The organism is Neobacillus pocheonensis, assembly GCF_050477905.1.
Classification (GTDB): domain Bacteria; phylum Bacillota; class Bacilli; order Bacillales; family Cytobacillaceae; genus Neobacillus; species Neobacillus pocheonensis_A.
In genome coordinates this window covers 32132-57358 of the sequence record NZ_JBCNAD010000026.1, presented here as the reverse complement: position 1 = coordinate 57358, position 25227 = coordinate 32132, and the positions used below count along the sequence as shown (strand labels likewise).

25 protein-coding genes, 1 rRNA gene and 2 other annotated features are annotated in these 25227 nt (G+C 41.4%); all 26 genes read left to right on the top strand.

The window, feature by feature from the left end; all coding sequences use genetic code 11:
- A 5S ribosomal RNA gene (gene rrf / locus ABES02_RS15445) occupies window positions 1-92 on the top strand; the annotation flags it as partial.
- Between the two features lie 560 nt (window positions 93-652).
- Window positions 653-1114, top strand: a complete 462-nt coding sequence (locus ABES02_RS15440; RefSeq protein ID WP_430136506.1) for a CtsR family transcriptional regulator — start codon at window positions 653-655, stop codon at window positions 1112-1114.
- Between the two features lie 33 nt (window positions 1115-1147).
- Window positions 1148-1696 (top strand): UvrB/UvrC motif-containing protein, encoded by a 549-nt coding sequence (locus ABES02_RS15435; RefSeq protein WP_430136503.1) that lies wholly within the window; start codon window positions 1148-1150, stop codon window positions 1694-1696.
- A gap of 4 nt (window positions 1697-1700) precedes the next feature.
- Window positions 1701-2783 carry a protein arginine kinase gene (locus tag ABES02_RS15430; RefSeq protein WP_430136500.1) on the top strand — a complete coding sequence of 361 codons (1083 nt, stop codon included), beginning with the start codon at window positions 1701-1703 and terminating at the stop codon, window positions 2781-2783.
- Between the two features lie 4 nt (window positions 2784-2787).
- Window positions 2788-5229, top strand: coding sequence for an ATP-dependent protease ATP-binding subunit ClpC (gene clpC, locus ABES02_RS15425; RefSeq protein WP_430136496.1), 2442 nt, complete (start codon window positions 2788-2790; stop codon window positions 5227-5229).
- A gap of 114 nt (window positions 5230-5343) precedes the next feature.
- Complete coding sequence (radA, locus tag ABES02_RS15420) at window positions 5344-6726, top strand: DNA repair protein RadA (protein WP_430136493.1); 1383 nt, start codon at window positions 5344-5346, stop codon at window positions 6724-6726.
- 3 nt (window positions 6727-6729) lie between these two features.
- On the top strand, window positions 6730-7803 hold the full coding sequence (gene disA, locus ABES02_RS15415; protein ID WP_430136490.1) for a DNA integrity scanning diadenylate cyclase DisA: 1074 nt from the start codon (window positions 6730-6732) through the stop codon (window positions 7801-7803).
- Window positions 7804-7965: 162 nt separating this feature from the next.
- Window positions 7966-9054 carry a PIN/TRAM domain-containing protein gene (locus ABES02_RS15410; protein WP_430136487.1) on the top strand — a complete coding sequence of 363 codons (1089 nt, stop codon included), beginning with the start codon at window positions 7966-7968 and terminating at the stop codon, window positions 9052-9054.
- Between the two features lie 20 nt (window positions 9055-9074).
- Window positions 9075-9758: a 2-C-methyl-D-erythritol 4-phosphate cytidylyltransferase gene (ispD, locus tag ABES02_RS15405; protein ID WP_430136484.1), complete on the top strand. Its 684-nt coding sequence runs from the start codon at window positions 9075-9077 to the stop codon at window positions 9756-9758.
- A gap of 13 nt (window positions 9759-9771) precedes the next feature.
- Window positions 9772-10248, top strand: a complete 477-nt coding sequence (gene ispF, locus ABES02_RS15400; RefSeq protein ID WP_430136482.1) for a 2-C-methyl-D-erythritol 2,4-cyclodiphosphate synthase — start codon at window positions 9772-9774, stop codon at window positions 10246-10248.
- Between the two features lie 251 nt (window positions 10249-10499).
- Window positions 10500-11957 carry a glutamate--tRNA ligase gene (gene gltX / locus ABES02_RS15395; protein WP_430136479.1) on the top strand — a complete coding sequence of 486 codons (1458 nt, stop codon included), beginning with the start codon at window positions 10500-10502 and terminating at the stop codon, window positions 11955-11957.
- Window positions 11958-12002: 45 nt separating this feature from the next.
- Window positions 12003-12235, top strand: a binding site (T-box leader).
- A gap of 50 nt (window positions 12236-12285) precedes the next feature.
- Window positions 12286-12954 (top strand): serine O-acetyltransferase, encoded by a 669-nt coding sequence (gene cysE / locus ABES02_RS15390; protein WP_430136476.1) that lies wholly within the window; start codon window positions 12286-12288, stop codon window positions 12952-12954.
- Complete coding sequence (cysS, locus tag ABES02_RS15385; protein ID WP_430136473.1) at window positions 12935-14332, top strand: cysteine--tRNA ligase; 1398 nt, start codon at window positions 12935-12937, stop codon at window positions 14330-14332. Before cysE ends, cysS begins: the two co-directional genes overlap by 20 nt.
- A gap of 3 nt (window positions 14333-14335) precedes the next feature.
- Window positions 14336-14761 carry a Mini-ribonuclease 3 gene (locus tag ABES02_RS15380; protein WP_430136470.1) on the top strand — a complete coding sequence of 142 codons (426 nt, stop codon included), beginning with the start codon at window positions 14336-14338 and terminating at the stop codon, window positions 14759-14761.
- Window positions 14758-15501 carry a 23S rRNA (guanosine(2251)-2'-O)-methyltransferase RlmB gene (rlmB, locus tag ABES02_RS15375; RefSeq protein WP_430136467.1) on the top strand — a complete coding sequence of 248 codons (744 nt, stop codon included), beginning with the start codon at window positions 14758-14760 and terminating at the stop codon, window positions 15499-15501. Before ABES02_RS15380 ends, rlmB begins: the two co-directional genes overlap by 4 nt.
- A 2-nt stretch (window positions 15502-15503) precedes the next feature.
- A complete protein-coding gene (locus ABES02_RS15370; protein WP_430136464.1) occupies window positions 15504-16013 on the top strand; it encodes an NYN domain-containing protein in 510 nt (169 codons plus the stop codon).
- 69 nt (window positions 16014-16082) lie between these two features.
- Complete coding sequence (sigH, locus tag ABES02_RS15365; RefSeq protein WP_430136461.1) at window positions 16083-16733, top strand: RNA polymerase sporulation sigma factor SigH; 651 nt, start codon at window positions 16083-16085, stop codon at window positions 16731-16733.
- Window positions 16734-16850: 117 nt separating this feature from the next.
- Window positions 16851-16997: a 50S ribosomal protein L33 gene (rpmG, locus tag ABES02_RS15360; RefSeq protein ID WP_430136458.1), complete on the top strand. Its 147-nt coding sequence runs from the start codon at window positions 16851-16853 to the stop codon at window positions 16995-16997.
- A gap of 48 nt (window positions 16998-17045) precedes the next feature.
- Window positions 17046-17228 (top strand): preprotein translocase subunit SecE, encoded by a 183-nt coding sequence (gene secE, locus ABES02_RS15355; RefSeq protein WP_223595884.1) that lies wholly within the window; start codon window positions 17046-17048, stop codon window positions 17226-17228.
- Window positions 17229-17343: 115 nt separating this feature from the next.
- Window positions 17344-17877, top strand: coding sequence for a transcription termination/antitermination protein NusG (nusG, locus tag ABES02_RS15350; RefSeq protein WP_430136455.1), 534 nt, complete (start codon window positions 17344-17346; stop codon window positions 17875-17877).
- Between the two features lie 175 nt (window positions 17878-18052).
- The gene (gene rplK, locus ABES02_RS15345; protein ID WP_223595882.1) at window positions 18053-18478 is read left to right on the top strand and encodes a 50S ribosomal protein L11; all 426 of its coding nucleotides are present in this window, start codon (window positions 18053-18055) and stop codon (window positions 18476-18478) included.
- Between the two features lie 108 nt (window positions 18479-18586).
- On the top strand, window positions 18587-19285 hold the full coding sequence (gene rplA, locus ABES02_RS15340; RefSeq protein ID WP_430136453.1) for a 50S ribosomal protein L1: 699 nt from the start codon (window positions 18587-18589) through the stop codon (window positions 19283-19285).
- Between the two features lie 172 nt (window positions 19286-19457).
- Window positions 19458-19603, top strand: a sequence feature (ribosomal protein L10 leader region).
- A gap of 31 nt (window positions 19604-19634) precedes the next feature.
- Window positions 19635-20135 carry a 50S ribosomal protein L10 gene (gene rplJ, locus ABES02_RS15335; RefSeq protein WP_430136450.1) on the top strand — a complete coding sequence of 167 codons (501 nt, stop codon included), beginning with the start codon at window positions 19635-19637 and terminating at the stop codon, window positions 20133-20135.
- A gap of 56 nt (window positions 20136-20191) precedes the next feature.
- Window positions 20192-20554 carry a 50S ribosomal protein L7/L12 gene (gene rplL, locus ABES02_RS15330; RefSeq protein ID WP_430136448.1) on the top strand — a complete coding sequence of 121 codons (363 nt, stop codon included), beginning with the start codon at window positions 20192-20194 and terminating at the stop codon, window positions 20552-20554.
- A gap of 160 nt (window positions 20555-20714) precedes the next feature.
- Window positions 20715-21314, top strand: a complete 600-nt coding sequence (locus ABES02_RS15325) for a class I SAM-dependent methyltransferase (RefSeq protein ID WP_430136445.1) — start codon at window positions 20715-20717, stop codon at window positions 21312-21314.
- 256 nt (window positions 21315-21570) lie between these two features.
- Complete coding sequence (rpoB, locus tag ABES02_RS15320) at window positions 21571-25131, top strand: DNA-directed RNA polymerase subunit beta (protein WP_430136442.1); 3561 nt, start codon at window positions 21571-21573, stop codon at window positions 25129-25131.
- Window positions 25132-25227 lie beyond the last annotated feature (96 nt).

Sequence of the window (25227 nt, the reverse complement as noted above, 5' to 3'; positions counted from 1 at the left end):
CACCCGTTCCCATACCGAACACGGAAGTTAAGCTTCTCAGCGCCGATGGTAGTTGGGGCAGGCGCCCCTGTGAGAGTAGGACGTTGCCAGGCAGATGAAAGACAACCTTAAGTGGTTGTCTTTTTTTGATGATTTTTTGAAGTGTAAAGTAAACCGCCTGAAGTGTCCCATAGATCGCTTCTATGGGACAAAACACCAAGCCAAATCACCCGAAGTGTCTCATAGATCGCTTCTATGGGACAAAACACCAAGCCAAATCACCCGAAGTGTCTCATAGATCGCTTCTATGGGACAAAACACAAAGCCAAATCACCCGAAGTGTCTCATAGATCGCTTCTATGGGACAAAACATCAAGCTAAATCACCGGAAGTGTCCCATAGACCACTTCTATGAGACAATTCCCCAAACCAAGCCAAACCAAACCACAAACAGTCCCAAAGTCTGAGCATAATTCCATTTCCAATTTTGAAATCAATCCGGAAACACCCTTACGAACACAAACAAAATAAAAACATAAATAAATTCACACGTTTCCCAACCGCAGAATTTGGAGAAAATCATTAGTAGCGAATCGTTGCATCTACATAAAAAAATGAGTATAATTTATGTCAAATATAGTCAAAGTCAGAACCACCAAAAGGGGGTGGGAAGATGAGAAATATCTCCGATATTATTGAAAAATATTTGAAGCAGGTTTTAGAAATGAGTGACGAGGACCTCGTTGAAATCAAACGAAGCGAAATAGCTGACAAATTTCAATGTGTTCCTTCCCAAATCAATTATGTCATCAATACCCGCTTTACCATTGAAAGAGGATATATTGTGGAAAGCAAGCGGGGAGGCGGTGGATATATCCGGATTATGAAAGTCCAATCCCATGATTTGGCCCATCTTATTGATCACTTACTATCGCTGTTTCAAAATCGAATTAGTCAAACAAGCGCTGAAGATGTCATCCTGCGACTTGTCCAAGAGGAAATCATCACCACCAGGGAAGCGAAAATCATGTTAAGTGTTATCGACCGATCTGTTTTATACATTGATCTTCCACACCGGGATGAATTAAGGGCGAGAATGCTAAAAGCTATGTTAACATCTTTAAAATATAAATAAGCTAAAAAATCACGCTGCTGGAGAGGTGATAATATGATTTGCCAAGAATGTAACCAAAGACCTGCAGCACTTCATTTTACAAAAATCATTAATGGTGAAAAAACTGAAGTGCATCTTTGTGAGAAATGTGCTCAGGAAAAAGGTGAAATGTTTATTTTTAATGGAGAATCAGGTTTTGCATTTAATAATCTGTTAGCTGGCTTATTAAATATCGACCCTTCTTTTAAAAAGCCTAACCAAAGCCCGTTTCATCAAGAGGAAATCCTGCAATGTGATCACTGCTCCATGACATTTCCTCAATTTTTAAAGGTGGGCCGTTTTGGATGTGCACAATGCTATGAAACCTTTAAAGAACAGCTTAAACCTGTTTTGGGCCGCCTTCACAGTGGCAACTGGTCACATAACGGAAAAATTCCAAAACGAATTGGCGGCGGAATTTATCTTCGAAAGCAATTAGATGAACTGAAACACGCACTCAGAGAGTCCATCATCAATGAAGAGTTCGAGAAGGCTGCTGAGATACGTGATGAAATACGCAACTTAGAGAAACAATTAGCAGGCAGCCAAGAGGGAGGGGAATAACGACGTGTCACTCGAACGTTTTCTTAATCAAGCGGTCAGCTCCTGGATGAATGCAGAAGGACCTGATTCCGATATTGTCCTAAGTTCACGAATCCGCTTGGCCCGAAATTTTAATGAATATCGATTCCCTACTTTATTTTCACATGAGGAAGCGAAAAGGATCATTTTAGAAATAGAAGAGATTTTAAACAATTCGCGACTCCACAAATTTGACCAAATGGAATTGTTGAAAATTGACCAAATGCAGCCACTTCAGAAAAGAGTTTTAGTAGAAAAGCATTTAATCAGCCCTCATTTAGCGGAAGATTCACCATATGGTGCAGTTCTATTAACCGAAAATGAAGAAGTTAGTATTATGATTAATGAAGAGGATCATATCCGAATTCAATGCTTGTTCCCAGGCTTGCAATTATCTGAGGCTTTGGATGCTGCAAATGAAATTGATGATTGGCTTGAAAGTCATATCCAATATGCCTTTGATGAAAAACACGGCTATCTAACAAGCTGTCCTACCAATGTAGGAACAGGCCTCCGTGCTTCTGTAATGATGCATTTACCAGGGCTAATGTTGACGCAGCAGATTAACCGTATGATTCCTGCGATTCATCAATTAGGACTTGTTGTGAGAGGGATTTACGGCGAAGGCAGCGAAGCCCTGGGGAATATTTTTCAAATCTCCAACCAAATTACATTAGGTAAATCGGAAGAGGATATCGGCCGTGACTTAATGGCGGTTGTCAGCCAGTTAATTTCACAAGAAAGGTCGGCGCGCGAAGCATTACGAAAGACTTCTAACATACAATTAGAAGACAGGGTGTTCCGCTCATTGGGCGTGTTATCTAATAGCCGAATCATTGAATCAAAGGAAGCTGCAAAGTGCTTATCCGATGTTCGGCTTGGAATAGATATGGGGTATATCAATGATATGCCAAAAACGATTTTAAATGAATTAATGATATTAACACAGCCGGGATTCTTGCAGCAATATGCCGGCGGACCGTTAAGACCCCATGAGAGAGATATCAGACGTGCAGCATTAATCAGGGAACGATTAAATTTGGAGAAAGAAAAAATAGGTGAGGAGTGAGAGTATGATGTTCGGCCGTTTTACTGAGAGAGCACAAAAGGTTTTAGCTTTAGCACAGGAGGAAGCGATTCGTCTTGGACACAACAATATTGGAACAGAACATATTTTATTAGGGTTAATTCGTGAAGGAGAAGGAATCGCAGCAAAAGCCCTTTACGGTCTTGGATTAGGTTCTGATAAAATCCAAAAAGAAGTTGAAAACTTAATTGGCAAAGGACAAGAGACGTCTCAAACGATTCACTATACTCCTAGAGCAAAAAAGGTCATTGAGCTTTCCATGGATGAGGCACGTAAATTAGGCCATTCCTATGTGGGTACAGAGCATATTCTCCTTGGGTTAATCCGTGAAGGAGAAGGGGTTGCCGCCAGAGTTCTTAATAATCTTGGTGTCAGCCTGAATAAAGCACGTCAGCAGGTCCTTCAATTATTAGGAAGCAACGAATCAGGCGGACATCAAGGCGGTGGGGCAGTCAGTGCCAATACCCCAACTCTTGATAGCCTTGCTCGTGATTTAACAGCAATTGCAAGAGAAGGCAGTCTCGACCCTGTGATTGGCCGCAGCAAAGAAATTCAGCGTGTCATTGAGGTCTTAAGTCGTCGGACAAAAAATAACCCTGTCCTAATCGGTGAGCCTGGTGTTGGTAAAACAGCAATTGCTGAAGGGCTTGCCCAACAAATAGTTAATAATGAAGTTCCGGAAATTCTCCGTGATAAGCGCGTCATGACGCTTGATATGGGAACCGTTGTTGCGGGAACAAAATATCGAGGTGAATTTGAGGATCGTTTGAAAAAAGTCATGGATGAAATTCGCCAAGCAGGCAATATTATTTTATTCATTGATGAGCTTCATACTTTAATCGGAGCCGGCGGTGCAGAAGGTGCAATTGACGCATCTAATATTTTAAAACCATCGTTAGCCCGCGGAGAGCTACAATGTATTGGGGCTACGACATTAGATGAATACAGAAAATATATTGAAAAAGATGCGGCGCTCGAACGACGCTTCCAGCCGATCCGTGTTGATGAACCGACGGCAGAAGAATCCATTCAAATTTTAGAAGGTCTACGTGACCGATACGAAGCCCACCATCGTGTTTCAATTACCGATGAGGCAATTGAAGCAGCCGTTAAGCTGTCTGACCGATATATTTCCGACCGATTCTTGCCTGATAAAGCGATTGATTTAATCGATGAAGCAGGTTCGAAGGTACGTCTTCGTTCTTACACTACTCCTCCAAATTTAAAAGAATTAGAGGTAAAGCTTGAAGACGTAAGAAAAGAGAAGGACTCAGCCGTTCAAAGTCAAGAATTTGAGAAAGCAGCCTCCTTAAGAGATACGGAACAGCGCCTTCGTGAACAACTGGAAGAAACGAAGAAAACTTGGAAAGAAAAACAAGGCAAGGAAAATAACGAAGTAACCGTTGAGGATATCGCGAGTGTTGTTTCTAGCTGGACGGGAGTACCTGTTTCGAAACTTCAGCAAACGGAAACAGCAAAGCTATTGAATTTAGAGGAAGTTCTTCATTCACGGGTGATTGGTCAAGAGGAAGCGGTTATTGCAGTCTCCAAAGCTGTTCGCCGTGCGAGAGCAGGGCTAAAAGATCCGAAGCGTCCGATTGGTTCCTTTGTCTTCCTTGGACCAACTGGGGTCGGAAAAACAGAATTAGCACGGGCTTTAGCCGAAGCGATGTTTGGCGATGAGGATGCGATGATTCGGATTGATATGTCAGAGTATATGGAAAAGCACTCTACATCTCGTCTTGTCGGTTCGCCTCCAGGATATGTCGGCTATGAAGAAGGCGGGCAATTAACTGAGAAAGTACGCCGGAAACCATATTCCGTAATCCTCTTGGATGAAATTGAAAAGGCTCATCCGGATGTGTTTAATATTCTGCTTCAAGTCCTTGAAGATGGACGTTTAACCGATTCTAAAGGAAGAACGGTTGATTTCCGTAATACTGTTTTAATCATGACCTCCAATGTCGGGGCAGAAGCATTAAAGCGAAACAAGTATGTGGGCTTTAATATTCAGGACAGCGCACAGGATTATAAAGATATGAAAGGCAAAGTGATGGAAGAATTAAAGAAAGCCTTCCGTCCTGAGTTCTTAAACCGTATCGATGAAATTATTGTCTTCCATGCACTTGAGAAGAAGCATCTCGACGAAATTGTGACACTGTTATCCGATCAATTAGTTAAACGCTTAAAGGAGCAAAATATTTCAATCGAATTAACGCCTGCAGCCAAAGGCAAAATTTCAGAAGAAGGGTACGATCCAGAATATGGAGCAAGACCGCTTCGCCGTGCGATTCAAAAGCATATTGAAGACCGCCTGTCTGAAGAATTGCTTAAAGGTACATTATTAACAGGCCACCATGCTATAATTGATGTGAATAATGGGGAATTTGTTGTAAATTCAGCTGAGAAAACTAGCTTAACAAAATAAATTGAAATAAGTCTGCAAAAAGATAACAGTAGTTACTAGTAGAGGTACACGTGAATAAAGACCAGCCGTGTACCTCTTTTTCATTTTTCGGCTATTAGAAAGGTAGAATTAATAATGGCAAAACGGAAAACAAAGTTTATGTGTTCAGAGTGCGGTTATGAATCCCCAAAATGGATGGGAAAATGTCCAGGGTGCGGTTCGTGGAATAAGATGGTCGAGGAAGTAGAAGTAACAGGAGCAAACCGAAGGGGAGCATTTGCTCATTCCCAGGGAGGATCTGCAATTCTTTCTAAGCCGACCCCGATTACCTCCATTGAAATGGTAAGTGAGCCAAGAATCCTTACTGACTTAAATGAATTAAATAGGGTCCTGGGCGGCGGCGTCGTGAAAGGTTCATTAGTATTGATTGGCGGAGACCCGGGAATCGGAAAATCGACTCTTCTGCTGCAGGTATCTTCCCAGTTAGCCAATAAAGGAAATCCGGTTTTATACATATCTGGTGAGGAATCATTAAGGCAAACGAAACTTCGTGCCGAGCGGTTAGGGATTACCTCTGAAAATCTGCTCGTCTATGCGGAAACAAATCTTGAGGAAATTAATCGTACGATTGATGGTACGAATCCGAGTTTTGTTATTATCGATTCCATTCAAACTGTCTTCCATCCGGATATTACCTCGGCACCGGGGAGTGTTTCTCAGGTTCGTGAGTGCACCTCTGAACTAATGAGAATTGGCAAAACGAAGGGAATTGCGATTTTTATCGTTGGGCACGTCACAAAGGAAGGTTCGATTGCAGGCCCAAGGCTATTAGAACATATGGTGGATACGGTCCTTTATTTTGAAGGAGAAAGACACCATACGTATCGGATATTACGGGCAGTCAAAAACCGCTTTGGCTCCACAAATGAAATGGGTATTTTTGAAATGAAAGAATTTGGTCTCGAAGAAGTTGAAAACCCATCGGAAATTTTCCTCGAGGAACGGTCGCGAGGGGCAGCAGGCTCCACGGTGGTAGCTTCGATGGAAGGGACACGCCCCGTCCTAGTGGAAATCCAGGCTTTAATCTCACCAACAAGCTTTGGAAATCCACGAAGAATGGCCACAGGAATTGACCATAACCGGGTGCCGCTATTAATGGCAGTCCTCGAAAAACGGGTGGGGATGCTTCTGCAGAATCAGGATGCTTATTTAAAGGTAGCGGGCGGGGTAAAATTGGATGAGCCAGCGATTGATCTAGCTGTTGCTGTTAGTATTGCTTCGAGTTTTAGAGACAAACCGACAAGGCCGACTGATTGTATTATCGGTGAAGTCGGGCTGACAGGAGAGGTTAGAAGGGTATCTAGAATCGAGCAGCGTGTTCAGGAAGCTGCGAAGCTCGGATTTGAGCGGGTCATCCTGCCTGCTAATAATTTAGGTGGCTGGAGCGGTCCAAAAGGAGTCGAATTAATTGGTGTTTCCTCTGTTAGCGAAGCACTAAAAGCAACGTTGGGGGAGTAATAGATGGATCATAAAAAACTTGGAGAGCAGACTGTCAGTGATGTTTTACAGCTTATTGCACCGGGTACACCCCTTCGTGAAGGAATAGATAATGTCCTTAGAGCGAATACAGGGGGACTCATTGTTATTGGGTATAACGAAAAGGTGAAAAGTATTGTCGATGGCGGTTTTGAAATTAACTGTCCTTTTTCGCCAAGCTTCTTATATGAATTGGCCAAGATGGATGGTGCCATTATTCTTAATGAAACGGGTAGTAAAATTCTATTTGCTAACGCTCAGCTTGCGCCAGATTCAGATATTACCTCATCCGAAACAGGAATGAGGCACCGAACAGCTGAAAGAGTTGCCAAACAAACGAAATCGCTGGTCATCGCGATTTCTCAACGGAGAAATGTGATTACCTTGTATCAAGGGAATTTCCGTTATGCCTTAAAAGACATAGCAGTCATTTTAACGAAAGCAAATCAAGCGATTCAAACACTGGAAAAATATAAGACCGTGTTAGAACATAGTATTACAAATTTAAGCATTTTAGAGTTTGAGGAATCCGTTACATATAATGATTTTTTACTAGTTCTTCACCGGTTTGAAATGGTTTTAAAAATAAAAAATGAACTATTGACCTTTCTTTATGAGTTGGGAACAGAGGGACGCCTCATTCGCTTGCAGATGAATGAAATTTTGACAGAACTGGAAGAGGCAATCATGTTTATTATCAAGGATTATGCCTTCGACAGAGAAGTGAAAGCAAGAGACGTCCTTCAAAGGATGCAGGTTTTGGCGAACAGCGGCACAATTGAAGATATGGTGTTATTAAAGATGATGGGTTATCTCGGTTATGTTCATTTAGATGAAAATAAAAATCCCCGCGGTTATCGAATTCTAAATAAAATCCCTAGGCTGCCTGCCATCATTATTGAAAATCTAATCAGCAGTTTTGAAGAGCTTTCCAATATTATTACCGCTACCGTTGAAGAACTCGACGAAGTAGAGGGGATTGGCGAGGTCCGAGCCAAGAAAATTAAAGAAGGATTTAAATTGATTAAAGAGAGGCTCTATACAGATCGTCATTTATAATTGGTAATTATTTGACACAAAAAATTTCCAGTGCTACCCTATGAGGAGTAAGAATTGAACATCACAAATAGATTTCAAAACCTTTACAATTTGGAAAAATAATCATCAATTCAAGGTTTCAATTTTACGAATATGTTTATAATGAGTAGAGGAGGTGAAGGAATGTTAAAACGAATTGTGCAGGCTTGCTTCCTCATAATGGGTGGTACGCTTGGGATCTTGTTTTTACCGGAATTGTTCAATTTACTTCATATTAACGACATTCCAATTATTAATAATTCTTATGTTACTGCTATTTTAGGTGCTATTATTTTTTATCTTATTACCTTTTGGGCAGTAGACCATGTGTTTAATTTTATCACTTGGGCTGAAGATTCATTAGTGAAAATTCCTGTTACGGATGTGCTTTTTGGTAGTTTGGGGCTGATATTTGGGCTGCTGGTTGCCTTTTTAATTGGCTTTGCCCTTAACGCGGTACAAGTGCCGATTTTAAATGCAGTTGCGCCAATTTTATTGACGCTTGTGTTTGGTTATCTCGGCTTTCAAGTTGGCTTTAAAAAGCGGGATGAGCTTTTAGGTCTTTTTGGCAAGGGTAGCAGCAAGAAAAAGTCAGCCGAAGAAGAAAATGAAAAAGAAGCGAAGCATCCTCTGAAAATATTAGATACAAGTGTCATCATTGATGGACGCGTGGCTGATATTTGTCAGACAGGATTTTTGGAAGGGACGATTGTCATTCCCCAATTTGTTCTTGCGGAATTACAGCATATTGCGGACTCTTCTGATGTGTTAAAGCGTAATCGTGGCCGAAGAGGTCTGGATATATTAAACCGAATTCAAAAAGAACTTGCCATCAAAGTAGAAATTTATGAAGGTGACTTTGAAGAGATTAGTGAAGTAGATTCGAAATTGGTGAAGCTAGCGAAAATAACGAATGGTATCCTAGTAACCAATGATTTTAATCTTAATAAAGTATGTGAATTACAGAATGTCTCTGTGTTAAACATTAATGATTTAGCTAATGCCGTCAAACCGGTGGTTCTTCCAGGGGAGGAATTGACCGTTCAGGTGATTAAGGATGGGAAAGAATATCATCAAGGTGTTGCTTATCTAGATGACGGAACGATGATCGTCGTCGAAGAAGGCAGAGAATATATCGGCAAAAGAATTGAGGTACTTGTGACGAGTGTCCTTCAAACCTCTGCAGGCCGAATGATATTTGCAAAACCGAAATTATTAGAAAAAGCTTTGTAGAAATAGAATGGGGTTAGAATATGACCTACCAAGTCATTCTCCCGGCTGCCGGCCAGGGAAAACGAATGGGAGCAGGGAAAAATAAGCTGCTTCTCACACTTAATGAAATTCCAGTACTTATCCATACATTAAAGGTGTTTGAAGAAGACGAGGCTTGCGATGGCATCATCTTAGCAATTAATCCGCAGGATGAAATGGAGTTTAAGGCGCTGCTAAAAGAGCACACCATTAACAAAGTCATCGAATTAGTTCCTGGTGGAAAGGAACGACAGCATAGTATCTATCATGCGCTGAAAACAGTGAAAACCGCTGATGTGATTCTTGTTCATGATGCTGCCCGGCCTTTTATCCGAAAAGAGCATATCCATCGGTTAACGGAAAAAGCGGAGGAAACAGGGGCCGCGATTATCGGGGTGCCAGCGAAGGACACAATGAAAAAGGTTCAGGATGGTAAAGTTGTCGAAACTGTCGAACGTTCAAGCTTGTGGGCTATACAAACCCCGCAAGCTTTTCGTATTTCGCTGTTAAAAGAGGCTTATGAACAAGCCGAAAAGGATGATTTTGTTGGAACAGATGATTCCAGTTTGGTAGAACGTCTCGGATACCCGGTTGCCATGGTCGAGGGCGATTATGACAATATTAAACTGACGACACCAGAAGACTTATTTTTTGCAGAAGCAATTTCGAAGAAAAGAAATTCATAAAGGGGTTTTGTTGATGTTTCGAATTGGTCAAGGCTTCGATGTTCATCAATTAACAGAGGGGCGTCCGCTCATTATTGGCGGCATTACCATCCCATACGAAAAGGGCTTATTAGGTCATTCCGATGCGGATGTGTTATTGCATACGGTTTCTGATGCCTGCCTCGGAGCGATTGGAGAGGGGGATATCGGTAAGCATTTTCCCGATACCGACCCGAATTTTAAGGATGCAGACTCTGCGAAGTTGATGGAGCATGTCTGGCAGTTAGTAAAAGAAAAGGGCTATGAGCTTGTCAATGCTGATTGTACAATTATTGCGCAAAAACCGAAAATGGCTCCCTATATTGAGCAAATGCGGGTACGGATTGCTGAATTGCTGGAAGCAGAACCAGATCAGATCAATGTAAAAGCGACAACGACCGAAAAACTTGGCTTCACCGGAAGAGGAGAAGGTATTGCCTCCCAAGCAGTAGTTTTATTGAAAAAGAAATGATAAAATAAGCAGTTGAGAAAATTAAATAGAGAATTGTCTAGCTCCAGCGCCTAGGGGCTCGGGGTCATAAGCCAATCCGTCAGGAAGGTTAAAGAGCAACCTTCCCGCCGGCTCGTCTTATGCCTGGCTACAGAAAGCTAACGCTTTCTGTACGCATTAAGGGAGAATTAGTCGATTTTCAATCGACTAATTCTCCCTATATCGCCCCTGGGCAAGGCGCTTGCGCTTTTCTAATTGGAGGCATTATAGCTATGTCAAACGAAGTTCGTGTAAGGTATGCGCCAAGTCCGACTGGACATTTACATATTGGAAATGCCCGTACAGCGTTATTTAATTATTTATTCGCACGCAATAAAGGCGGGAAATTTATTATTCGGATTGAAGACACCGATAAGAAGCGGAATATTGCGGGCGGTGAAGAAAGCCAATTAAAATATTTAAAATGGCTTGGAATGGATTGGGATGAAAGCGTTGATGTCGGCGGCGAATACAGCCCATACCGTCAATCTGAAAGAAATGATATTTATGAAACCTACTTTAATCAATTACTAGAAAATGGCCATGCTTATAAGTGTTACTGTACAGAGGCTGAGCTTGAAGCAGAGCGGGAGGAGCAAACGGAACGTGGCGAAACACCTCACTATTCCGGCAAATGCCGTCATTTGACCCCGGAAGAGCGCCAGCAGCTCGAAAGTGAAGGCCGTGAGCCAAGCATTCGCATCGCCGTTCCTGAAGGAAAAACCTACAACTTTGATGATATGGTCAAAGGGGTTGTTTCTTTTGAATCGGAAGGGATGGGCGACTGGGTCATCGTTAAAAAGGATGGAACGCCGACCTATAACTTTGCCGTTGCAATCGATGATCATTTAATGGAAATCTCCCATGTTCTTCGTGGAGATGACCATATTTCGAATACTCCGAAGCAGCTGATGGTTTATGAAGCATTAGGCTGGGAACCGCCTATCTTTGGACACATGACTCTAATTGTGAACGAAAGCCGTAAAAAGTTAAGCAAGCGTGATGAATCGATTATTCAATTCATTGAACAATACGAGGAATTAGGCTATTTGCCTGAAGCGTTATTTAACTTTATTACTTTGCTCGGCTGGTCACCTGCTGGTGAAGAGGAGCTATACTCCAAGAATGAATTTATCGAGATTTTTGATGCGAATCGTCTGTCAAAATCACCTGCTTTATTTGATAAACAAAAGCTTACTTGGATGAACAATCAATACATGAAAAAGATAGAAGTGGACCGGGTTGTCGAACTGGCACTGCCTCATTTAATTAAAGCAGGGCGCATCAATGAAAACCTGACTGAAGAAGAACGAAAATGGGTGCATGGCTTAGTTGCTCTTCTGCAAGAAAAAATGAGCTTTGGCGCCGAAATTGTTGAACTTTCCGATATGTTCTTTACAGATGAGGCGGTATATGAGGAAGATGCAAGGGACATACTGACAGGTGAGCAAGTTCCAGAAGTATTAAAGGCATTCTCTCAAGAACTCGATCAGCTCGAAAGCTTCGAGGCTGAGGGCATTAAGGCAGCCATGAAGGCTGTTCAAAAATCCACTGGTCAAAAAGGGAAAAATCTGTTCATGCCAATTCGTGCAGCGGTAACAGGGCAAACCCATGGACCAGACCTCCCGCAGGCGATTGAACTTTTAGGTAAACAAAAGGTTCAAATGAGAATTAATAAAATTATTAGTTAACATTAGAGACAAAATGTAATATAGTATAAGAAAGAATTTCATAGTTATAAAGCGACGAAGAGGAAAAGTAGAAAATTGATGCTTTTAAGAGAGAACCATCACCGGCTGAAAGTGGTTTAAGCCTCTCATTTTTTGAAATGCACCTCTGAGCCCCATGTCGAAAGAGTCAACTCCAGTAGATTTGGGCGGAACAATTCCGTTAACAAGTAAGAGTGAGACTAGTAAGTGTTTTAGATTACAGTCTAATCAGAGTGGAACCACGCATAAGCGTCTCTGTCGTTAAGACAGGGGCGTTTTTTATTTACACAAAAACAAGGGGGAAATGGCGATGTTTAAAAGAATGAAGGAGGATATTGAAGTTGTTTTTGAGCAAGACCCAGCGGCACGAAGCTATTTAGAAGTGGTTCTAACGTATTCAGGCTTACATGCGATTTGGTGGCATCGAGTAGCCCACGCACTCTTTAAACGGAAATTATTTTTCTTAGCCCGGGTTATTTCACAAATCAGTCGCTTTCTTACAGGAATTGAAATCCATCCTGGGGCAAAAATAGGCAGGAGATTTTTTATCGATCACGGAATGGGAGTAGTCATCGGGGAAACATGTGAAATCGGGGATAATGTTACTGTTTTCCAAGGGGTTACGCTCGGTGGTACTGGTAAAGAGAAGGGAAAGAGGCATCCTACTATTAAGGATAATGCGCTTATTGCTACCGGTGCAAAAGTATTGGGATCGATTACGGTTGGGGAAAATTCAAAAATTGGTGCTGGTTCAGTCGTGTTAAAGGAAGTACCGCCGAACTCAACGGTTGTAGGGGTGCCGGGGAGAGTCGTTATTCAAGATGGGAAGCGGATTGGTAAAGATTTAAATCATTGTGACCTGCCAGATCCAGTTGCTGATCGTTTACGGGAAATGCAATATGAACTAAACCAGTTAAGAGATCAACTGGATGATTTGAAGGAAGAAAGGATAAAAGTCAATGGCCATTCAACTTTATAATACACTAACACGTAAAAAGGAAGACTTCATTCCTCTTGAGGAAGGAAAAGTAAAAATGTATGTTTGTGGGCCGACGGTCTATAATTATATCCATATAGGCAATGCCCGCCCAGCGATTGTGTTTGATACGGTGCGCCGCTATTTAGAATTCCGTGGTTTTGCTGTACAGTATGTATCGAATTTCACAGATGTCGATGATAAATTAATCCGTGCTGCCAATCAATTAGGAACGGATGTCCCAACGATTGCAGACCGTTTTATCAATGCTTATTTCGAAGATGTTTCGGCGTTAGGCTGCAAAAAGGCAGATGTCCATCCGCGGGTTATGGAAAATATGGATATCATCATTGATTTTATTAGTCAATTAATTGAAAAAGGCTACGCTTATGAATCCGAAGGAGATGTATATTTCCATACACGGAGTTTCGACGAATATGGCAAACTTTCTCATCAATCGATTAATGATTTGCAAGTTGGCGCAAGGATCGAAGTCGGCGATAAAAAGCAGGACGATTTAGACTTTGCCTTATGGAAAGCGGCAAAAGAAGGGGAAATCTATTGGGAAAGCCCATGGGGAATCGGCCGGCCAGGATGGCATATTGAATGCTCGGCAATGGCGAAAAAATATCTTGGCGAAACGATTGATATTCATGCAGGCGGACAGGATTTAACCTTCCCGCATCACGAAAATGAAATAGCTCAATCGGAAGCACTATCAGGTAAATTGTTCTCCCGCTACTGGATGCATAATGGTTACATCAATATTGATAATGAAAAAATGTCCAAATCACTTGGTAATTTCGTCTTGGTGCATGACATCATCAAGGAACATAATCCACAAGTACTACGGTTTTTCATGCTATCGGTGCATTACCGTAATCCTATCAATTACAGTGTGGAATTGTTAGAAAGTACAAAGGCGGCCTTCGATAGGTTGATGACCTCTTACAAAAATCTAAAACATCGCAGAGAAGCAAGTACGGATTTAACTCATAATAATCAAGAATGGCTTGAAAAAATTGCCGCGTCCCGCGAACAGTTTATCGAAGCGATGGATGATGATTTTAATACAGCGAAAGCTATTTCTGTTCTGTTTGATCTTTCAAAGCTGGCCAATTACTATCTTTTAGAAAAAACAACAGCTGTGGAAGTAATTGATGCATTTACAAATCAATTTGAAGACCTTTTCTTGGTGCTGGGTCTGACAATTGAAAAAAAAGAAATGCTTGATGAAGAAATTGATGCCCTAATCGAACAACGCAACCAGGCAAGGAAAGACCGCAACTTCCAATTGTCTGACCAAATTCGCGACCAGTTGAAGGATATGAACATTATTCTAGAAGATACACCGCAGGGTACTAGGTGGAAAAGAGGCTAATTCATGCTGCACTATGAACATTCAATCGATGTCAAACAATTGAATAGTCTCGCACTTGCCTACATGGGTGATGCCATTTTTGAAACATATGTAAGGCGTCACCTATTGTTCCTCGGACAAGTTCGACCTCACCAGCTGCACCGCGCCGGTACCAGATATGTCTCCGCAAAAGCGCAGAGCCAAATACTTTTTCGAATGATGGATGACGGTCTTTTATCAGAAGAAGAATTAGCGGTCGTGATGCGCGGCAGAAATGCCAAGTCTGGAACCGTTCCAAAAAACACGGATGTCCAAACCTACCGCTACAGTACAGCTTTTGAAGCATTAATGGGCTACTTATACTTAAGGGAAAATATTGCTCGTTTAGAGGAACTCATTCAAAAGGCATTTTTATATGTTGATGAAAAAAGAAAGGAGGAAAAAGAATGAACCAGGAATACATCATTGGAAAAAATCCAGTTATTGAAGCACTGAAATCTGGAAGAGATATTAATAAAATTTTAATAGCAGAAGGTTCCCAGCGTGGTCAGATGTCACAGGTTACCCAATTAGCGAAAGAAGCGAATGTAATCGTTCAATTTGTCCCGAAGAAAAAAATTGACCAAGTCACGGATCAAAATCATCAAGGTGTCCTTGCTTATGTGGCAGCTTATCAATATGCCGAAATGGATGATTTGTTTACAGCAGCAGAAAAGAAAAGTGAACCTCCTTTCTTTTTATTGCTAGATGAAATTGAGGACCCCCACAACCTCGGGTCGATCATGAGGACGGCAGATGCTGTCGGAGCCCATGGAATCATTATTCCGAAGCGCCGGGCAGTTGGCCTTACGGCGACCGTAGCGAAAGCCTCGACGGGAGCAATTGAATATATCCCTGTCGTTCGAGTTACCAATATGGCGCGAACAATTGATGAATTAAAAGAACGCGGCGTTTGGATAGCTGGTACAGATGCAAAGGGGAAACAGGATTATCGGCAAATGGATGGCACGCTGCCGCTTGGTTTAGTGATTGGCAGTGAAGGTAAAGGAATGGGCCGGCTGATCAGAGATAAATGTGATTTTCTCATTCATTTGCCTATGGTAGGAAAAGTCACTTCCTTAAATGCTTCTGTTGCGGCTGCCTTGCTTATGTATGAGGTATATCGAAAACGTCATAGTCTAGAGGGATAGCCATGGATATCCTGCTTGTTGACGGATACAACATAATCGGAGCTTGGCCGGAACTTAGAGCACTAAAGGACCGGGACCTGCCAGCGGCAAGAGATCGTTTAGTGGAGCAGATGGCAGAATACCAAGCTGTTTCTGGTTACCGTGTAATTGTTGTATTTGATGCTCATTATGTACAAGGAACCGAAAAAAAATATAAAAATCATCAAGTAGAAGTAATTTTTACCAAAGAAAATGAAACAGCTGATGAGCGGATTGAGAAAATGGCGATTAGTTTAAGTAATCGGAGAACGCAAATCCATGTGGCAACTTCCGATTTTACCGAGCAATGGGCTATTTTTGGACAAGGGGCCTTAAGAAAATCCGCTCGAGAGCTGCTTATTGAAATGTCATCAATTGAAAAGGGGATTGAAAAAAAAGTAAAGAAAATCCAAGATAAAAAACCTGTCTCCAAAATATCGATTAGCGAAGAAATGGCGGAAATTTTTGAAAAATGGCGCAGAGGGCAAAAATGAGCGTTGGAATTTAATAGATTCTTATGTATAATAATACTATCTATGCTTGTTCGGTGGAGGGGATCTACTTTGAGTACGGACTTCGGGACAAAAATCAATGATGAATTTTTTCGCATGGAAGACGAAGAAATTGTCGATTTAGTGCACCAAGGTGATAGTGAAGCATTGGATTATTTAATCCACAAATATCGTAATTTTGTGCGTGCGAAAGCAAGATCCTATTTTTTAATTGGAGCCGATAAAGAAGATATTGTGCAAGAAGGAATGATCGGCCTTTATAAAGCCATTCGTGACTTTCGTGAGGACAAGCTTACCTCATTCAAGGCCTTTGCCGAGCTGTGTATTACTAGGCAAATCATTACAGCGATTAAGACGGCCACAAGGCAGAAACATATTCCGTTGAATTCCTATGTTTCTTTGGACAAGCCTATCTATGATGAAGAGTCAGACCGGACCTTAATGGATGTGTTGTCTGGTGCTAAGGTGTTGGACCCGGAAGAATTAATCATTAATCAAGAAGAATTCGACCATATAGAAGTTAAAATGACAGAATTATTAAGCGATTTAGAACGAAAGGTTTTGGCCCTTTATCTGGATGGCCAGTCCTACCAAGAAATATCAGAGGAACTAAATCGTCATGTTAAATCCATCGATAATGCCCTGCAGCGTGTGAAGAGAAAACTGGAGCGATACTTAGAAATTCGTGAGTTTTCCCTTTAATTGAACCTGTAGCTAAATTATGTCGTAATTTTGAATCCGCTATCAGAGGATATTGACAATAATTTGGGCTCATGTTACATTTTTAGGGATAAAAAAGATGGGTGAAGGTGCCTTCATATGAGCAAAAAAGTTATACTTGCCTGTGCCGAGTGCGGCTCACGCAATTATTCAACCGGCGGCAATCAGGCTCAATCAGATAGATTAGAATTGAAAAAATACTGTAAGACTTGCGCAACCCATACAATTCATCGAGAAACAAAATGATTTTGATAGATTTTGCAGTGCCACATAAGATAGTTGGGGGTTACAGAAATGCAACGCATAAAGAAATTCTTTAGTGATATTTTACGTGAAATGAGAAAAGTCAGCTGGCCAAAACGCGGTGAGCTTACTCGTTCTACCATTACTGTTTTATCAACGGTTGTCTTCTTTGCAGCATTCTTTGCTGTACTAGATTTAGGAATTTCCAAATTGATTCGGTTAATTCTTGAATAATAAAGTATACTTCATGGTATAATGGTGATTAATAAAGGAATTTTTAACTAAAACCCGTATTGCGGGTTTTTTAATTTGTCTAGAAATAGGGAGGGACGGACGTTAGTCCTCTTAAATGGAAAAAAATTGGTATGTTGTCCATACTTACTCGGGTTATGAAAATAAAGTAAAGGCCAACTTAGAGAAACGTGTGGAATCGATGGGAATGTCGGATAAAATTTTCCGCGTTGTCGTTCCGGAAGAAGAAGAAACAGAAATCAAAAATGGTAAGAAAAAGGTCGTAAAACGAAAAGTTTTCCCTGGGTATGTGTTGGTTGAAATCGTAATGACGGATGATTCATGGTACGTCGTGCGTAATACACCGGGCGTAACTGGATTCGTCGGTTCTGCAGGTTCAGGGTCAAAACCAACTCCATTGCTACCGGAAGAGGTAATAGTATTATTGAAGCGCATGGGTGTAGACGAAAAACGAGTGGATGTTGATTATGAAATCGGCGAAACCGTCCGCGTAAAGGAAGGTCCATTTGCTAACTTCACTGGATCTGTTGAAGAAATGGACAAGAACCATTCTAAGCTTAAAGTTCTTGTAAATATGTTCGGCCGTGATACCCCGGTAGAACTTGATTTTACACAAATTGAAAAATTATAATGTAAAAAAACTTGAAATCAATTTTAAAAAATGTTAATATTTCATAGGTCAGTATGTCTCCGTATTGGAGACAAGACTTTTGTCAAGTTCTTTGTATTTATATAAAGACTAATTGCCTGAGTGGGAGGGGTAAAACCCCATTAACCACATCACGGACTTTAAGGAGGTGTGTCTCGTGGCTAAAAAAGTAATTAAAGTTGTTAAATTACAAATCCCTGCTGGTAAAGCAAACCCTGCACCACCAGTTGGTCCTGCACTAGGTCAAGCCGGTGTTAACATCATGGGATTCTGTAAGGAATTTAACGCTCGTACAGCAGATCAAGCTGGATTGATCATTCCTGTTGAAATCACGGTATTTGAAGACCGTTCATTTACATTTATTACGAAAACTCCTCCTGCTGCCGTTCTTTTGAAAGTAGCAGCTGGAATTCAGTCTGGTTCAGGCCAGCCTAACCGTAATAAAGTAGCAACAGTAAAGCGTGGTACAGTACGCGAGATTGCGGAACAAAAAATGCCTGACCTTAACGCAGCTAGCGTTGAAGCAGCAATGCGCATGGTTGAAGGTACTGCACGCAGCATGGGTATCGTAATCGAAGACTAATCCATGTAAAACTGGTTGTTTGTAATGAGGGTTGCGCGTTAATTATACTCGCAGCCCTTATTCGTGGGAGAATAATTCGCTAAAACCACAATTTAGGAGGAAATTAAAATGGCTAAAAAAGGTAAAAAGTATCTAGAAGCTTCAAAGCTTGTAGATCGCACAAAAGCTTACCCAATTGCAGATGCAATTGAACTTGCTAAGCAAACTAACTTTGCAAAATTCGATGCGACTCTTGAAGTTGCTTTCCGCTTAGGCGTTGATCCTAAGAAAGCTGACCAACAAATCCGTGGTGCAGTAGTACTTCCGAACGGAACTGGTAAAACTCAGCGCGTATTAGTATTCGCGAAGGGTGAAAAAGTGAAAGAAGCAGAAGCAGCTGGCGCTGATTTTGTAGGCGATACTGAATACATCAACAAAATCCAACAAGGTTGGTTTGACTTTGATGTAATCGTAGCAACTCCTGACATGATGGGTGAAGTTGGTAAACTTGGTCGTGTATTAGGACCAAAAGGTTTAATGCCAAACCCTAAAACTGGTACTGTTACATTTGATGTAACTAGAGCCATCAATGAAATCAAAGCAGGTAAAGTTGAATACCGTGTTGACAAAGCTGGTAACATCCACGTGCCAATCGGTAAAGCATCTTTCGAAAACGAAAAGCTTGTTGAAAACTTTACAACTGTATTTGAAACTATGTTAAAAGTTAAACCTTCTGCTGCAAAAGGTACTTACATGAAGAACGTTACTGTTACTTCAACAATGGGACCTGGCGTAAAAGTAGATCCTTCTACAGTAGCAGCTAAGTAAGGTGAAACTTCGATCAGCGATAGCTGATTGTTAGTTGAACCAATCGGGCATTTACGGGCAGTTGAACATTGCTTTGTATACCTGAGGATTAACTTTACTGCCCGTTAATGCGGGACAATTTTTACCAATTGACAATTAAAACAACATCTTATACAATATATTATGTTGTTTAATATTATAAACATTTGTACTGTAGACAGCAGGTGCCGCTAGGCTTAATTTCCTGCCGAGGTAGAGCGAATAGATTCAGCTGAGTTGTTCAGTTGTTATATGCTGCCTCCATGTCATAGATCGATATGGAGGCTTTTACTTGCCTGGTATAAATGTAAAAAATACAGGAGGTGTAAAGATGAGCACTGCAATCGAAGCAAAAAAACATGTTGTTGAAGAAATTACAGATAAATTAAAGAACAGCGTATCAACAATCGTTGTTGATTACCGTGGTCTTACAGTTGCTGAAGTAACTGAACTTCGTAAACAACTTCGCGAAGCTGGTGTTGACTTCAAAGTTTACAAAAACACGATGACTCGCCGTGCTGCTGAAGCTGCTGAGCTTGCTGGCTTAAACGATGCCCTTACAGGTCCTAACGCAATCGCGTTCAGTACTGAAGATGTTGTGGCACCAGCAAAGATCTTAAATGATTTTGCGAAAAAGCATGAAGCGCTTGAAATTAAAGCGGGTGTTATCGAAGGTAATGTTGCGACTGTTGAAGAGGTTAAAGCTCTTGCTGAACTTCCTTCACGCGAAGGCTTACTTTCTATGCTACTCAGCGTACTACAAGCTCCAATCCGCAATCTTGCTCTTGCTACAAAAGCTGTGGCGGAACAAAAAGAAGAACAAGGCGCGTAAGTTAATCTTAACGCTCAACTAATAAAATCGAACGAAAACTAAGGAGGAAACAAATCATGACTAAAGAACAAATCATCGAAGCAGTTAAAAATATGACTGTTTTAGAACTTAACGATCTAGTAAAAGCAATCGAAGAAGAATTCGGCGTAACTGCTGCTGCTCCTGTAGCAATGGTAGGCGGAGCTGGTGCGGCTGCTGTTGAAGAAAAAACAGAATTCGACGTAATCCTAGCTGGCGCTGGAGACCAAAAAATCAAGGTTATCAAAGTTGTTCGTGAAATCACTGGTCTTGGTCTTAAAGAAGCAAAAGATCTTGTTGACAACACTCCAAAGCCTGTTAAAGAAGGCGTTTCTAAAGAAGATGCTGAAGCTATCAAAGCTAAGCTTGATGAAGTTGGAGCTAACGTTGAAGTTAAGTAATTTTTCTATAAAAAAGCTCGCTGTATAAGCGGGCTTTTTTTGACTTCCTCAAAGTTAAACTTTGAGAATTGTCTAGCTTCAGCGCCTAGCCCCTCGAGGTTTCTTGTCGGGGCTGACCAAGGCGCTTCCGCATTTCAAATTCCTCAGGAGGTGAGTCTACATGTCTGAACATTACTATTCTCGCACCCAAAAGGTTGAAAGTGATCCGAAATATTGGGATTTTACGCTCAAGAACCATAACTTCCGATTTAAAACGGACAATGGTGTCTTTTCGAAAAGAGAAGTAGATTTTGGTTCACGGTTATTGATTGAGTCTTTTGCTATCCCAGAAGTGGACGGGTCCATTCTTGATGTAGGTTGCGGATATGGCCCAATCGGCCTATCAATTGCTAAAAGTCATCCTGAACGATTTGTACATATGATTGATGTGAATGAGCGTGCGATTGAATTAGCAAGAGAGAATGCGGTGCTAAACCGAATTGAGAATGTGAACATCTATGAAAGTGATCGGCTGCTAAATGTAAATGAAAATACATTTGCTGCCATCTTAACAAACCCGCCAATACGAGCTGGAAAAAAGACGGTTCATGATATTTTTGAGCAAAGCTTTGAACATCTTGTGATGCAAGGGGAGCTTTGGGTAGTTATTCAAAAGAAGCAAGGTGCACCATCCGCATTTGAAAAGTTAAAAAATATATTTTCCCATGTAGAAACTATTGACAAGTCGAAAGGTTATTTTATCATAAAGGCGATAAAATAGTTGACTCGGATATGTCGTTGTGGTAGCATTATAAAATGCCATCATAATATTTACCGAATTATTCCTTAAAATACTTATTTTTTAGTATAAAAACGGGATAAGAAGGAAATGATGACAAAATAATAGTCAAAATGTGAAAATGTGGTTTTTGAGCAAAAAACCCTTTTTCTTTTTGTCTTATAGAAAGGCTTAAAATTCCGTTCTATAAGATGTAATAGATTATTTTAAATAACGCTTGATTTGAGGGGTGAATCAGTTGACAGGTCAACTAGTTCAGTATGGACGACACCGCCAACGAAGAAGTTACGCGCGAATCAGTGAAGTTTTAGAATTACCAAATCTAATCGAAATCCAAACCTCTTCCTATCAATGGTTTCTTGATGAGGGATTGCGTGAAATGTTCCAGGATATTTCACCGATTGAAGACTTTACTGGTAACCTATCACTAGAATTTATTGATTACAGTCTTGGCGATCCAAAGTATTCTGTTGAAGAGTCAAAAGAACGGGACGTTACATATTCTGCTCCATTGCGTGTAAAAGTACGTCTTGTAAACAAAGAAACAGGCGAAGTAAAAGATCAAGATGTCTTCATGGGTGATTTCCCGCTCATGACAGAAACAGGCACATTTGTGATTAATGGTGCAGAACGCGTTATTGTTTCACAATTAGTGCGCTCACCGAGTGTTTACTTCAGTGGCAAACTTGATAAAAACGGAAAAAAAGGGTTTACAGCAACTGTAATTCCGAACCGCGGCGCTTGGCTGGAGTATGAAACAGACGCCAAAGACGTCGTATATGTCAGAATAGATCGTACTCGGAAACTGCCCGTTACGGTTCTTTTGCGTGCACTTGGGTTCGGCTCTGATCAAGAAATCATCGAATTGATTGGTGATAACGAATATATTCGTAACACACTTGAAAAGGACAACACGGAAGGTGTAGACAAAGCATTGCTTGAAATCTACGAACGCCTCCGTCCAGGTGAACCACCGACCGTTGATAACGCTAAAAGTTTGTTGGTTTCGCGTTTCTTCGATCCAAAACGCTATGACCTTGCAAATGTAGGTCGTTACAAGATCAATAAAAAGCTTCATATTAAAAATCGTTTATTCAACCAACGGTTAGCAGAATCGCTTGCTGATCCTGAAACCGGCGAAATCATTGCTGAAAAGGGATTAGTTCTTGATAGGAGAAACCTTGACAGAATTATACCTGCTCTTGAAAAACACATTAATTTCAAGAACTTTAATCCTGTTGGCGGTGTAGTGGACGAAGAAATTACCCTTCAGGGCATTAAAATTTATGCTCCTGGAGATGAAAATGAGAAAGTCATTAATGTACTAGGCAACGCTTATGTTGCTGAACCAATTAAAAATATTACTCCAGCGGATATTATTGCCTCAATCAGCTACTTCTTTAACTTGCTGCATGGAGTAGGCGATACCGATGATATCGACCATTTAGGTAACAGACGTCTTCGTTCTGTTGGTGAACTATTGCAAAATCAGTTCCGTATTGGTTTATCACGTATGGAGCGTGTTGTTCGTGAAAGAATGTCGATTCAAGACACGGCAACAATCACACCACAGCAATTAATTAATATTCGTCCTGTGATTGCGTCTATTAAAGAATTCTTTGGAAGTTCGCAATTATCTCAGTTCATGGATCAAACGAATCCGTTAGCTGAATTAACACATAAGCGACGTCTATCTGCATTAGGACCTGGTGGATTAACGCGTGAGCGCGCAGGGATGGAAGTTCGTGACGTTCACTATTCCCACTATGGCCGTATGTGTCCGATTGAAACACCAGAAGGTCCGAATATTGGATTGATTAACTCTTTATCATCATATGCGAAGGTAAACCGTTTTGGATTTATCGAAACGCCGTATCGTCGTATTGATCCAGAGACTGGAAAGGTAACTGGACGCATCGATTACTTAACTGCAGATGAAGAAGATCTCTATGTAGTGGCCCAAGCCAATTCACGGCTTGGTGACGATGGTTCATTCCTTGATGAAGAAGTCGTTGCCCGTTTCCGCGGTGAAAACACGACAGTAAAACGTGAACGAATTGATTATATGGACGTATCACCAAAACAGGTTGTTTCTGCGGCGACTGCGTGTATTCCGTTCCTTGAAAATGATGACTCGAACCGTGCCTTGATGGGTGCGAACATGCAGCGTCAAGCTGTACCACTTATGCAACCGGAAGCTCCACGGGTAGGAACAGGTATGGAATATGTATCTGGTAAAGACTCAGGTGCTGCGGTAATTTGTAAGCATGAAGGTATCGTTGAGCACGTGGAAGCCCGTGAAGTTTGGGTTCGCCGTATTAATGTGGTTGACGGACAAGAAGTGAAAGGCGATCTTGATAAATATCGCATGTTAAAATTCATTCGTTCCAACCAAGGAACATGCTACAACCAGCGTCCAATTGTTGCAGTTGGAAACCGTGTTACTAAAGGAGAAATTCTTGCTGATGGTCCTTCAATGGAGCTAGGTGAGCTAGCGCTTGGACGCAACGTCCTTGTTGCCTTCATGACATGGGATGGTTATAACTATGAAGATGCGATTATCATGAGCGAACGTCTTGTTAAAGATGATGTTTATACTTCCATCCATATCGAAGAATACGAATCAGAATCTCGTGATACGAAACTTGGGCCAGAGGAAATTACCCGTGATATTCCAAACGTTGGGGAAGATGCCCTTCGCAACTTGGATGAACGCGGTATTATCCGTACTGGTGCTGAAGTTAAGGACGGAGACCTTCTAGTTGGTAAGGTTACACCTAAAGGGGTAACAGAACTAACAGCCGAAGAACGCTTGCTTCATGCTATTTTTGGTGAAAAAGCCCGTGAGGTTCGTGATACTTCCCTTCGTGTTCCGCATGGCGGCGGTGGTATTGTTCTTGATGTTAAAGTCTTTAATCGTGAAGATGGCGATGAACTGCCACCAGGAGTGAATCAGTTAGTCCGCGTTTATATCGTGCAGAAACGTAAAATCTCTGCAGGGGATAAAATGGCAGGACGTCACGGAAACAAAGGGGTTATCTCGAGAATTTTACCTGAAGAAGATATGCCGTATCTGCCAGACGGTACACCAGTTGATATCATGTTAAATCCATTAGGGGTACCATCACGTATGAATATCGGTCAGGTGCTTGAGCTTCATCTTGGTATGGCAGCACGCTACCTTGGCATTCATGTTGCATCACCTGTATTTGACGGCGCTCGCGAGGAAGATGTTTGGGGCACGATTGAAGAAGCTGGAATGGCACGTGATGCGAAAACGGTACTGTATGATGGACGTTCCGGTGAACCGTTTGATAATCGTATCTCTGTTGGTGTTATGTATATGATTAAATTAGCCCACATGGTTGATGATAAATTGCATGCCCGTTCAACTGGACCATACTCACTTGTTACGCAGCAGCCACTTGGCGGTAAAGCTCAATTTGGCGGTCAGCGTTTCGGTGAGATGGAGGTTTGGGCTCTTGAAGCATACGGTGCAGCCTATACACTTCAAGAAATTCTTACAGTGAAGTCAGATGACGTTGTTGGTCGTGTGAAAACATATGAAGCCATCGTAAAAGGCGAAAATGTTCCAGAGCCAGGAGTACCTGAGTCGTTCAAAGTATTAATTAAAGAGCTTCAAAGCTTAGGTATGGATGTGAAAATCCTATCCGGTGATGAAGAAGAAATTGAAATGCGTGATACGGAAGATGACGATGACTTACAGCAAGTCGATACGTTAAACATTGTTCCTGATGCACAAAGCTTTGAATCTGAAAAGGTTGGTTCAAAAGAATAGACTTTCAAGCTAAAAGCGCACAACACAAGTGTGTGCGCTTTTAGCTTTTATACTTCGTAATTAGAGGGTAAAACCTGGAGATCGAAAGGGAGGTAG